The organism is Methylorubrum aminovorans (genome assembly GCF_022179725.1).
In the GTDB taxonomy this organism is placed as follows: domain Bacteria; phylum Pseudomonadota; class Alphaproteobacteria; order Rhizobiales; family Beijerinckiaceae; genus Methylobacterium; species Methylobacterium aminovorans.
Genome location: NZ_BPRC01000002.1, coordinates 1 through 12,047, shown reverse-complemented (window position 1 = coordinate 12,047; position 12,047 = coordinate 1). Strand labels below are relative to the sequence as shown.

At 68.8% G+C, this 12,047-nt stretch carries 10 protein-coding genes; 4 read left to right on the top strand and 6 right to left on the bottom strand.

Features of this window, described 5'->3' with window-relative positions; genetic code table 11:
• Positions 1 to 234: 234 nt before the first annotated feature.
• Entirely contained in the window at positions 235 to 648 is a 414-nt protein-coding gene (locus MFF24_RS05050) for an acyl-CoA thioesterase (protein ID WP_166059123.1), read from the top strand.
• 49 nt (positions 649 to 697) lie between these two features.
• On the opposite strand, the gene MFF24_RS05045 is transcribed toward MFF24_RS05050, so the two are convergent.
• Together MFF24_RS05045 and MFF24_RS05040 are read right to left on the bottom strand one after the other, a co-directional pair.
• A complete protein-coding gene (locus MFF24_RS05045) occupies positions 698 to 1,603 on the bottom strand; it encodes an alpha/beta hydrolase (protein WP_238222930.1) in 906 nt (301 codons plus the stop codon).
• 63 nt (positions 1,604 to 1,666) lie between these two features.
• Positions 1,667 to 2,611: a lytic transglycosylase domain-containing protein gene (locus MFF24_RS05040; RefSeq protein ID WP_238222929.1), complete on the bottom strand. Its 945-nt coding sequence runs from the start codon at positions 2,609 to 2,611 to the stop codon at positions 1,667 to 1,669.
• 305 nt (positions 2,612 to 2,916) lie between these two features.
• On the opposite strand from MFF24_RS05040, the gene MFF24_RS05035 reads away from it, so the two are divergent.
• The 3 genes from MFF24_RS05035 to MFF24_RS05025 all read left to right on the top strand — a co-directional run bounded on the left by MFF24_RS05035 (position 2,917) and on the right by MFF24_RS05025 (position 8,056).
• Positions 2,917 to 5,097: a molybdopterin-containing oxidoreductase family protein gene (locus tag MFF24_RS05035; RefSeq protein ID WP_238222927.1), complete on the top strand. Its 2,181-nt coding sequence runs from the start codon at positions 2,917 to 2,919 to the stop codon at positions 5,095 to 5,097.
• A 105-nt stretch (positions 5,098 to 5,202) separates the two neighbouring features.
• Positions 5,203 to 6,831: an ABC transporter ATP-binding protein gene (locus MFF24_RS05030; protein ID WP_238222925.1), complete on the top strand. Its 1,629-nt coding sequence runs from the start codon at positions 5,203 to 5,205 to the stop codon at positions 6,829 to 6,831.
• Between the two features lie 4 nt (positions 6,832 to 6,835).
• On the top strand, positions 6,836 to 8,056 hold the full coding sequence (locus MFF24_RS05025; protein ID WP_238222923.1) for a phosphopentomutase: 1,221 nt from the start codon (positions 6,836 to 6,838) through the stop codon (positions 8,054 to 8,056).
• 213 nt (positions 8,057 to 8,269) lie between these two features.
• Here MFF24_RS05025 and ettA read toward each other — a convergent pair whose 3' ends face one another.
• The 4 genes from ettA to MFF24_RS05005 form a co-directional block, all read right to left on the bottom strand.
• Positions 8,270 to 9,922 (bottom strand): energy-dependent translational throttle protein EttA, encoded by a 1,653-nt coding sequence (gene ettA / locus MFF24_RS05020; RefSeq protein WP_108939868.1) that lies wholly within the window; start codon positions 9,920 to 9,922, stop codon positions 8,270 to 8,272.
• Between the two features lie 221 nt (positions 9,923 to 10,143).
• Positions 10,144 to 10,422, bottom strand: coding sequence for a hypothetical protein (locus MFF24_RS05015; RefSeq protein ID WP_238222921.1), 279 nt, complete (start codon positions 10,420 to 10,422; stop codon positions 10,144 to 10,146).
• A 10-nt stretch (positions 10,423 to 10,432) separates the two neighbouring features.
• Positions 10,433 to 11,308 carry a DNA/RNA non-specific endonuclease gene (locus MFF24_RS05010; protein ID WP_238222919.1) on the bottom strand — a complete coding sequence of 292 codons (876 nt, stop codon included), beginning with the start codon at positions 11,306 to 11,308 and terminating at the stop codon, positions 10,433 to 10,435.
• A 7-nt stretch (positions 11,309 to 11,315) separates the two neighbouring features.
• A complete protein-coding gene (locus tag MFF24_RS05005) occupies positions 11,316 to 11,570 on the bottom strand; it encodes a hypothetical protein (protein WP_166059131.1) in 255 nt (84 codons plus the stop codon).
• Positions 11,571 to 12,047: the final 477 nt, after the last annotated feature.

The window sequence follows — 12,047 nt, the reverse complement described above, 5'->3', positions numbered from 1 at the left end:
GAGCAGTTAAGCTTCCGTTAATGAAGCTCTCACAGCCGCCCGCCGGCCGCAATCGCCGGGTTAAAAATCGGTTAACGCGATCGGTCGCATTTGAGCGACCTGCGCCGGAACGTCCGATCCGGCCGCGGGGCGGGAAGCGAAACAGGTCCGCCGCACCGTCACGGGCCGCGGTGGCCCCGCCGACACGGTACCTGCTACGCTCGGATCTTATCCTTTGATCCGCAAAGCCTTCCGATGACGAGCGAACCGACTTCCGCCGAGCCTGCGCAGCCTACCGATCGCGGTCCGCCGGTGATCCGCACGGTGGCGATGCCGACCGACACGAACCCGGCCGGTGACATCTTCGGCGGCTGGCTGATGGCGCATATGGACATGGCCGCGGGCAACGTCGCCGCGCGCCGGGCGCGGGGGCGCTGCGCTACGATCTCGGCGGAGGCGATGACCTTCCACCGGCCGGTCTTCGTCGGCGACGAGGTGAGCTTCTACGCCTGGATCGTGAAGACCGGCCGCACCTCGATGGGCATCCAGGTCGAGGTCTGGCGCCGGGAGCGGGAGGGCGAGGATACGACGAAGGTGACGGAAGGATTTTTTACCTTCGTCGCCATCGGGCCGGACCGGCGACCGCGGCCGCTCCCGGAGGCGCGATAGATCGAGCGCAGCCCGGCGCGTGCCGACCGGGCGTGCCAGTGCAGCGACGTCAGTGCATCGTCAGCGTGGTGAGCCGGCGGGCGCCCGAATGCTGGTGCAGGAAGGCGCTCATCTCGGCGAGCACCGGCGCCTTGCGGCGGAAGCTGACGGAGAGCGCGAGCAGCGTGTCGGAATGGTCGAGGCCTTCGTAGACCCGTTCCTGCACCGGCACGCGGGCATTGCGCAGGATCGCGGCGAGGCTCGCCGTGTTGCGCGGCTTCACCACGGTATCCCGGTCGCCAGTGGCGAGGAAGGTCGGCGGCGAGTGGGCGCCGGCGAAGGAGACGGGCTGCGTCGCCTCCGGATCGGGCGCCTGCCCGAACACCTCGATCGAGGTCTTCTGGTCGAAGGGCAGGAAGTCGTAGGGGCCTGACAAACCGGCCACCGCCCGCACGGATCGCGGATCGACGCCGGCTTGGCGCAGGTATTCCGGGTCGAGCCCGAGCATCGCCGCGTTGTAGGCGCCCGCCGAGTGGCCGGCGAGGACGATCCGGTTCGGATCGCCCCCCTGCGCGGCGATGTTGTCGCGCACCCAGGCGATGGCCGCCGCCCCGTCCTTCAGGAAGTCGGGGAAGCGCGATTGCGGGTAGAGCCGGTAATCCGGCAGCACGGTCACGAAGCCCTGCGCGGCGAAGGCCTGTGCGGCGAAAGCGTAATCGTCCTTGCTGCCGCTGCTCCACGAGCCGCCGTAGAAGAACACCAGCACCGGCGCCCGCTCCACCGGCACGGTCGGCACGAACACGTCGAGGCGCTGGCGCGGGTCGGCGCCGTAGGCCGCGTCGCGGACCGCGAGGCGTCCGCCCTTGTCGCGCGGCCCCAGCGCATCGAACAGGGCCAGCGGCGAGCAGCCGCTCAAGCCCAGCGCGGTGAGGCCGAGGCAGACCAACGAGACGAGGGAGACGAATGCCTTGATCATGTGACTCGTGATTGACGCGGCGGTCGCGGCGGTTTCATGGCCGCGCGGTGACGGTGTTGGGAGTTATGTCCTCAGGACGATACAGGCGCCGCCCACATTGCGGATCTTCTGACACAGGCCGTCGGCCGCGTTCCGGCTCTCGGCCGGGATGCGCACCCGGTAGAAGGTGCGGGTGCCGCGGAAGCGCAGCCGCGTGCCGATGATCATCGGCCGCACCTCGCCGATCACGCTGGTGTAGCGCGTGCGCGCCCGCTGGAAGCTCGCCAGCGCCAGCGACTTGGAAAAGTTTCCGGCAAGCTGCACGCCCCAGGGCGCGGCCGGGCCGCCCTCGATCGCCAGGGCGAAACGGTCGCCGCGCGACGGGATGCGCAGCCCTGCGGTGACTTGCAGGCAAGTCTGCGTCTCGGCCTCCGGCGCGGGCGGCTTCGCGTCGGATTTCTCTGCCTTCACATCCGGCTTCTTCGCAGACGGGTCGGACCCCTCCGGCATCTCGATGCCGGCGTTCGGGCGCCAATCCTCCGCCGGGCGGCCGGTGATGGCGATGACGTAGGCCCGCGTCTCGGCGGGCAGGCCGCCGCTGCCGGCGAGCCAGGCCGAGACGCGCCCCGGCCCGCCGTTATAGGCCGCCGCCGCGAGCCCGAGATTGCCGAACTGCCGCTTGAGGTCGGCCAGGAAGTGCGCGGCGTGCGGGATCGCCTGCTCGGGATCGAAGGGGTCGCTGAGGCCGCGGTCCTTGGCCGTGCCGGGCATGAACTGCGCCACCCCTTGCGCGCCGGCCGGACTCACCACGCCGACGCGGAACGAACTCTCGCGCCAGATCAGCCGGGTCAGAAACGGCACCGGCAAGTGCCGCGCCTTGGCCGAATCCTCGATCAGCCGGCACAGTGCCTGCTCCACCGTCTCGCTCTCGGGCGAGGGGGCCGCAAGAGAGGGACCGGCGCAGGCGACGAGAGCGGCCGGCAACAGGGTGAAAGCGAGACGGTGCACGGCGCCTGATCTAGGGCGCATTCCGGCGAAGTGGATGGCGGTTTGTCGAAACAAGGCGCCAGAAGACACGGAGCCGGAGCCGCCGACCTGCTGCAATCGGGTCGAGCACAGCTCCAGGGCGCCGGCTCAGGAAGGGGACGGTTGCCGTTCGACACGTCACGGACTGCTCTGTTGGCAAGCAACATTGTGCCGGGATTGGTGCTTCGCGAGAGAGTTGTACCTTAGGCCGATTCTTAGAATCGCACTATTTTTCCGGCAGCCTCCGCGCTAGGCTCGATGCTTGCAAGAGCCGGACGCCAAGATCCGGCCTCAGGAGGAGGAACACGATGCTCGAAGAGCGCATCTCGGAGATCGACGCCGAAGCGGCCGCCCAAACCGCGTCTCAGGCCATCACCCGGCTCGGCGCCTGCCCGCACGACTGCCCCGATACCTGCTCGATGATCTACACGGTCGAGGACGGGCGGCTGATCGACGTGCGCGGCAATCCCGACCACCCGATGACCCGCGGCGCGCTCTGCGGCAAGCTCAAGGACTTCGATCGGCACCACTACAATCCCGATCGCATCCTTTACCCGATGCGCCGTGCCGGCCCGAAGGGCAGCGGACAGTTCGAGCGCATCACCTGGGACGAGGCGCTCGAAGAGATCCACCGCCGGTTCAGCGCGATCATCGAGACGCACGGGGCGGAAGCGATCCTTCCCTACAACTACCTCGGCAACGAGGGCGTGGTGCAGGGGCTCACCGTCGGTGACGCCTTCTTCAACCGCCTCGGCGCGACGGTGGCCGAGAAGACCTTCTGCGGCTCGGGCTCCTGCACCGCGTGGCTGCTGACGGTGGGCCCCACCAACGGCACCGATCCGATGAGCTTCGAGCAGTCGAAGCTCATCGTGATCTGGGGGTGCAACTCGGTCTCGACCAACCTGCACCACTGGCACATCGTCAAGGAAGCGCAGCGCAACGGCGCAAAGGTGATCGTGATCGATCCCTACCGCTCGCGCACGGCGGCGCAGGCCGACTGGCACCTGATGCCGAAGCCCGGCACCGACGGCGCACTGGCCATGGCGATGATCCACGTCATCATCGAAGAGGGACTGACCGACGACGACTACATCGCCCGCCACACCGTCGGCTTCGAACCGCTGAAGGAGCGGGCGCGGGCCTTCACCCCGGAATTCGCCGCCGGGATCTGCGGCATCTCGGCCGAGGATATCCGGCACCTGGCCCGCGAATACGCCACCACCCCCAACGCGGCGCTGCGGCCGGGGATTGCGGTGGAGCGCAGCGCCGGCGGTGCTCAGGCGCTGCGCGCCATCTTCTCGCTGCCCGCGCTCACCGGCTCGTGGAAGGACCCGGGCGGCGGCGTCTACCAGATGCCGCTCTGGGAGTTCCCGGTGCACTGGGACCGCGTCTGCCGGCCGGACCTGATCCCGGAGGGCACGCGGGTCATCAACGTGCTCAAGCTCGGCGAGGTGCTGACCGGTGAGGCGGGGATCGAGCCCGGCATCCACGCTTTGATGGTCTACAACGCCAACCCGGTCTCGAACTCCACCGAGACCGCCAAGATCAAGCACGGACTTGCCCGCGAGGACCTGTTCACGGTCGTCAGCGAGCACTTCGTCACCGATACCGCCCGCTACGCCGACATCCTGCTGCCGGCCACCATGGCGGCCGAGCACGACGACATGATGTTCTCCTGGGGGCACTTCTTCTTCACCCTGAACCAGAAGGCCATCGAGCCGCCGGGCGAGACGGTCTCGAACGCCGAGCTGTTCCGGCGGCTGGCCAAGACCTTCGGCTTCACCGAGCCGCAATTCTCCATGAGCGAGACCGAACTCATGGAATGGTATCTCGATTGGGAGAGCCCGAAGCTCGGCGGCATCTCGATGGACCATTTCCGCCAGCACGGCTGGTATCGCCTCAATGTCGGCGATCCGGCTACGCGCACGCCGCACGCGGAGGGCAACTTTCCGACGCCGTCCGGCAAGTGCGAGTTCTACTCGGAAGCTGCGGTCACCGGCGGCAACTTCGTCGCCCCGCCGTTCCGGCAGATGTACGAGCAGTTCCAGGGGGGCGAGCCCCTCGACCCGCTGCCGGGCTACGTGCCGGCCAACGAGCGCCCGGAAACGAACCCGGCTCAGGCCGAGCGCTACCCCCTCAACATCGTCTCGCCCAAGAGCCACGGCTTCCTCAACTCGCAATACGCCAACGAGGCGCACAAGGTGCGAGCGCAAGGCGAGCAGACGATCCTGATCAACCCGGCCGACGCGACGAGCCGCGAGATCACGGAAGGGGCGCTGGTGCGCGTCTTCAACGACCGCGGCGCCTTCCACGGGCAAGCGCGGGTGACCGACGAAGTGCCGCCGGGGCTGGTGATCGCCTCGCTCGGCTACTGGCACTCGCTCAACCGCGACGGGGCGGTGAACGTCATCAGCGCCTCGACCTACGGCGGCATGGGCCACTCGCCGACCTTCAGCGACAACCTCGTGCAGGTCGGGCTGGCGCAGTAGCGCGACGCGAAGACGATTCGCGTGCGGGAGCCCGCGCGCTATAACCCCACGGCCCGCCCGCTCGACACCGGAGCGCGGCGGGCCGATTTTCTTCGCCGGGGTTCGATGTCCGATACGCTGCTGACCGTCGAGGATCTCTCGGTCGCCTTCCGGGGCGGGGTGCGTGAGACGCGGGCAGTGGATCGCGTCAGCTTCACGATCGAGCGGGGCGAGACCCTGGCGCTGGTGGGGGAATCCGGCTCCGGCAAGTCGGTGACGGCGCTGTCGATCCTGCGCCTGCTCGACGGCGCCGCGTATCATCCGGGCGGGAAGATCCTGTTCAAGGGGCGCGATCTCCTGGCGCTGCCCGAGCGCGAGATGCGCGCGGTGCGCGGCGCGGACATCACCATGGTGTTCCAGGAGCCGATGACCTCGCTCAACCCGCTCCACACGATCCAGCGGCAGATCGGCGAGGTGCTGGAGATCCACCGGGGGCTCAAGGGCAAGGCCGCGCGGAAACGAATCCTCGAACTGCTCGACCTCGTCGGCATCCGCGATGCCGAGCGGCGGCTCGGCGCCTATCCGCACGAATTGTCGGGCGGCCAGCGCCAGCGGGTGATGATCGCCATGGCGCTCGCCTGCGAGCCCGACCTGCTGGTCGCTGACGAGCCGACCACCGCCCTCGACGTCACCGTGCAGGCGCAGATCTTAGGCCTGCTCGCCGACCTGCAGAAGCGGCTCGGCATGGCGATGCTGTTCATCACCCACGATCTCGGCATCGTGCGGCGCATCGCCAACAGGGTCTGCGTCATGCTTTCCGGCCGGATCGTGGAGGCGGGACCGGTGGCGCAGGTCTTCACCCGGCCGCAGCACGAATACACCCAGCGGCTTCTCGCCTCCGAGCCCACCGGCCGGGCGAACCCCGTGCCGACGCACGCCGAGGCTTTGGTCGAGGCCGGGCCGCTCAAGGTGTGGTTCCCCCTCAAGGCGGGCGTGCTCCGGCGCACCGTCGGCCACGTCAAGGCGGTCGATGGGGTGCGGCTCGTCGTGCGAGCGGGCGAGACCGTCGGCGTCGTCGGCGAATCCGGCTCGGGCAAGACCACGATCGGCCTCGCCCTGCTGCGGCTCACCGAATCCGAGGGACCGATCGTGTTCCTCGGCCAGCGGATCGAGGACCGAGGCCCCCGCACCATGCGGCCCCTGCGCAAGGACATGCAGGTGGTCTTCCAGGATCCCTACGGCTCACTCTCTCCGCGGATGTCGGTGGGCGACATCGTCGCCGAGGGGCTCGCCGTGCAAGGGCTGGTGCAGGGAAGCGCCGAGCGCCGGGCCCTGGTGGCGAAGGCGCTCACCGATGTCGGTCTCGACCCGGCGGCGATGGACCGCTACCCGCACGAATTCTCCGGCGGCCAGCGCCAGCGCATCGCGATCGCCCGCGCCATCGTCCTGAAGCCCCGTTTCGTCGTCCTCGACGAGCCGACCTCGGCGCTGGACCGCTCGGTGCAGGCGCAGATCGTGACGCTGTTGCGTGATCTCCAGCGCGAGCGCGGCATCGCCTACCTGTTCATCAGCCACGACCTCAAAGTGGTCCGGGCGCTCTCGAACTACGTCATGGTGATGCAGCACGGCCAAGTGGTCGAGGAGGGCCCGGCCGAGGCGATCTTCGCCGCGCCGAAGACCGACTACACCCGCACCCTGTTCGCGGCGGCCTTCGAGATGGATGCCGCGACCACCGCCGAAATCGAGCCGGCCTGAACGCATGGCTCGCGCCCTCCTCGTCGTTCTCGATTCCGTCGGCATCGGCGGCGCCCCGGACGCAGACCGCTACGGCGATGCCGGCTCCGACACGGTCGGGCACATCGCGGAAGCCTGCGCCGACGGGCGCGGCGACCGACCGGGCCTGCGCGCGGGGCCTTTACGCCTGCCGAACCTCGTGGCGCTCGGCCTCGGTCTGGCCTGTGAGGGCGCCACCGGCCGCGTGCCGCCGGGCCTTGCTTCGGAGGCTGAGCCACAGGCGCTGTGGGGCCACGCCGTCGAGACGGCCGCCGGCAAGGATACGCCGTCGGGCCATTGGGAGATCGCCGGCGTGCCGGTGCGAGAAGCCTGGGGCCACTTCCCCGATACGCATCCCGCCTTCCCGGCCGAGCTCACTGCGGCGCTGATCGCGCGGGCGGGCCTGCCCGGCATCCTCGGCGATCGCCACGCCTCGGGTACCGCGATCATCGACGCGTTCGGGGCCGAGCACGTCCGGACGGGCCGGCCGATCTGCTACACCTCCGCCGACAGCGTCTTTCAGATCGCCGCCCACGAGGAAACGTTCGGGCTGGAGCGCCTCTACGAGACCTGCCGGATCGCGCGCGACCTCTGCGATCCTTATCGCGTCGGGCGGGTCATCGCCCGGCCCTTCATCGGCAGTGAGAAAGACGGCTTCCACCGCACCAGCCGCCGCAAGGATTTTTCCGTGGCCCCGCCCGCCGACACCCTGCTCGACGTGTTGGACGCCGCCGGCCGTGCCGTGGTGAGCGTCGGCAAGATCGGCGACATCTTCGCGCATCGCGCCACCGGCCGCGAGGTCAAGCCCGCTGGCAACGCCGCCTGCCTCGACGCGGCGCTCGACGCCTTCGCCAGCCTGCCGGATGGCGGCTTCGTCTTCCTCAACCTCGTGGATTTCGACACCGAGCACGGCCACCGCCGCGACGTGCCGGGCTACGCCGCCGAACTGGAGGCGTTCGATGCCCGCATCCCTGAGATTCATGCCGTCCTGAAGCCGGGCGATCTGTGCGTCATCACCGCCGACCACGGCAACGATCCGACCTGGACCGGCACCGAGCACACCCGCGAGCAGGTGCCGGTGCTGGCCTTCGGGCCGGAGGTCACGCCCGGTTCGATCGGGCGGCGCGACACCTTCGAGGATATCGGCGCTGCGGTCGCGGCGCATCTCGGCCTGCCGCCGCTCGGGGCCGGCCGGGCATGGTGGTGAGGGCAGTGCGCACCCCTCTCCCCGCAGGTGGGGAGAGGCCCGCAGGCACCCCGTCGTGCCTGTCGGAAGCGGAGGCGAGGCCGGAGCGGCGGTGAGGGAGCGGCTCGGATAAGCCGCCTCCGGCACCGCCCCCTTACCTTCGGCCGCCGCCTCGCTTTGCCGACGACAAGGTCGGCAAAGCCCTCTCCCCACATAGCGGGAAGAGGGGAGTTATCAGCGCGAAAACTTCTTGTACTTCAGCTTCTTCGGAATGATCGACTCGAGGCCGAGGCGGCGCTTCTTGTCCGCCTCATAATCCGAGAAGTTCCCCTCGAACCACTCGACATGGCTGTCACCCTCGAAAGCGAGGATGTGGGTCGCGATGCGGTTCAGGAACCAGCGATCGTGGCTGATGATGACGGCGCAGCCCGCGTAATCCTCCAGCGCATCCTCAAGGGCGCGCAGGGTCTCCATGTCGAGGTCGTTGGTCGGCTCGTCGAGCAGCAGCACGTTGGCGCCGCCCTTGAGCGTGCGGGCCAGATGGACGCGGTTGCGCTCACCGCCCGAGAGGGTACCGACCTTCTTCTGCTGGTCGCCGCCCTTGAAGGCGAAGGCCGCGCAATAGGCGCGCGAATTGATCTCGCGCTTGTTGAAATAGATGATGTCGTTGCCGCCCGACACCTCCTGCCAGACGGTGGCGTTGGGGTCGAGCGCGTCGCGCGACTGGTCGACGTAGCCGAGCTTGACCGTCTCGCCGACCTCGATCGTGCCGCCGTCGGGCTTCTCCTGGCCGGTGATCATCTTGAACAGGGTGGTCTTGCCGGCGCCGTTCGGGCCGATGACGCCGACGATGCCGCCTGGCGGCAGCTTGAACGAAAGATCCTCGATCAGCAGGCGGTCGCCGAAGGCCTTGTTGAGGTGGCTGAACTCGATGACGTTCTGCCCGAGCCGCTCGTCGATCGGGATGACGATCTGCGCGGCCGCGTCGACCTTGCTATTCTGCTTGGCGACCAGTTCCTCGTAGCGGGTGATACGCGCCTTCGACTTCGACTGCCGGGCCTTGGGCGAGGCGGCGATCCATTCCTGCTCGCGGGCGATCGAGCGCTGGCGGGCCATGTCCTCGCGGCCCTCCTGCTCAAGCCGCTTCTGCTTCTGCACCAGCCACGCCGAATAGTTGCCCTCGTAGGGGATGCCCCGGCCGCGATCGAGTTCGAGGATCCAGCCGGTGACGTTGTCGAGGAAGTAGCGGTCGTGGGTCACGATCAGGATCGCGCCCGGATACTGCTTGAGGTGACCTTCCAACCAGTTCACCGTTTCGGCGTCGAGGTGGTTGGTCGGCTCGTCGAGGAGCAGCAGCTCCGGCTCCCAGAGCAGAAGCTTGCACAGGGCCACGCGGCGGCGCTCGCCGCCCGAGAGGGTCGCCACCGGCTGCTCGTCGCTGGGGCAGCCGAGCGCTTCCATCGCCTGATCGACCTTGGAATCGAGCTCCCAGAGGTTCTGCGCCTCGATCTGGTCCTGGAGGGCGGTCATCTCGTCCGCCGTCTCCTCGGAATAGTTCATCGCGAGTTCGTTGTAGCGGTCGAGCAGCGCCTGCTTCTCGGCCACGCCCTCCATGACGTTCTCGCGCACCGACTTGTTCGGATCGAGCTGCGGCTCCTGCGGCAGGTAGCCGACGCGCGCGCCCTGCGCGACGAAGCCCTCGCCGGTCCAGTCCTTGTCGATGCCGGCCATGATCTTGAGCAGCGTCGACTTGCCGGCGCCGTTGATGCCGAGCACACCGATCTTGGCATCGGGGTAGAAGGACAGGTTGACGTTATCGAGGACCTTCTTGCCCCCGACATAGGTCTTGGTCAGACCCCGCATGTGGTAGATGAATTCGCGGGCCATGTGCGTTCGTCCTGCGTGAAGCGTGGGTGCCGGGCGGGCCGGCGGTCGCGGATGCGTGGCCTCTCGCGCGAGGCCGGCTCAGACGAGCCATGCCGCGCGGGCACCGTCCGCTCGCGGATGAAGAATTTCGTGTTCGAGTATCAGGGCCGCCGGGCAGGGGCAAGGCGAAGCGCTGGGCATCGGCGCGATGTCGGGCTTCGGCCGGGGTGGGCGAACTGGCCTCAGGCGAAGGGGTTGCGCACCGGCTCGGCCGTCTCCGGCTCATCGGGGATGGAATCGGGCAGGTCTTCCGTTTCGAGGGTGGCGACGATGGCCTCGAACAGGCTCTTCAGCGTTCTTGCACGTTCGAGCCCAGCTCGGTCGCGGGTGAGATCGAGGCTGCCGTGCAGGGCGATGCGCTGCGTGCCGTTCTCGATCGAGAATCCGGCCAAGGTCTGGACGCCCGCATCCTCCGCGAAGGGGCGGAAGGGTAGGGCGGGATCGGATTTGCGGCGCGGCATCGGAGCCTCCTCAGAAGATCGCGCGCATCAACTCGCGCCAGAGCCGGCGCAGGACATCGACGGCCAGTTGCTTCAGGAAGTCGGCGAAAGATTCCTGGCTGCCGCGGGAGAATTCCTGCGGTTCGGGCAGCGACATTGCCTTGGCTTTCGTCGCCTCGGGCAGCGCCGGGAACACGTCGAGGCCGGCGATGTCCCGCAGGGTGGTGAGCGGGACCGCGCGCCATTCCGCGCCCGCCGCGTTCGGGGCGAGATAGGCCCCCGCCTCGCCGGTGCGCGGGTCGTAGATCGCTTTGAAGAGCTGCGTCGGCACCAGCACCCGCCCCTTGATCGCGCCGACCGAACGGCCCTCGAAGACCGGGCCGGTCACCACGAAGATCTCGCCGCGCTCGGTGGCGAGCCGGCGCACGCTCTCCTCGATCGCCGCCCACAGGCCGCGGTTCAGCGACCGGTTCTGGGGCACGATGTTGGCGAGGCTGAAGGATTCGGCCTGGGCCACCGCGGTCGGCATGTCGCCGGCCGGGGCGAGGTGGCCCCGGTCGTAGCCGCTGCGGACGTAGTCGGCGAGGCTGGCGCGGTCGTCCTCAGGCAGGCGGTCCTCGTCGTGGAAGGCGTCGGCGCGCTCCACCCGGCGGGCGGCAGACACACTGCGGCGCGTCAGGCGCTCGGCGGCGTAGAGCGGCGTGCGCGAGGCACCCGAATGCAGCACCGCGAAGGCCTCGAAGCAGAGCGGCACGGCCCTGTCGGCAAGCTTCGGGTTGGTGAGGGCCGGCGCTCGGCCGTCCGCGAACAGCGTGGGACAGGCAGGGGCGTCCTGAAGCGCCTGGGATGCCGCGGCGTGGGAGACGACGAGGAGGAAAAGGGCGGGAAGGACGGATCGCAGCGCCATTTCCGGATCAATAGCAGACTCGGACGCGCCGGGGGCCGGACGGCGTCTCGCGCCAGCGGATACCACAGGGGCGCCCGAGCGGGTCGATCAGCGGGCGGATGTCCCGGTCCGGCGGTCCCGGCGGGCGGCGGCAACGGACGTCGCCGGGGCAATGCGCCGCGTCGACGCGCGGTCTGCCGGCATCCGCCGCCCAGGCTGTGCTGCCGCCGATCAGGGCGAGCGCCAGCGCGACCGTGACCGGTGTCAGTGCGGCGAGAGACATCGAGCGGCAGCCTGAGGATGAGCGGGCCAAAGGGAAACGGGCCGCGGGAGCGAAAACCGGGCGAGATGTTGATCAATGCACCCTTCATCCATAATTGAGGGCGCGTCACGCGTGAAATCGTGGGGCTGCCTTAACTCTGAAGGCAGACGAGGCGGCCGAATCCTCTGAAAGGTGCGCCGCTGTTGCAGCGAGATCATGGTATCCCGTGATCGGTTTGCGCTAGAATGATCGTTCATACGTCCCGGGGCGAGCGGTTTCCGGGTGCGGGCGAGATCCAAGCGGCGGGCCGCGTTCGAGGATTCGGGCGTGCGGTCCTGCAGGAGCCGCCCTGCTGACGGGAACGCATTGAGAGACGGGTGAAGGCATTGGCACTAGCGGACACGACGATCCTAGAGGGTCTTGAGACGCCGGATCGTCTCCGGCTTCTGCCGGAGAGCGAGCTGCAGAGGGTGGCTGACGCGGTGCGCGCCGAGATGA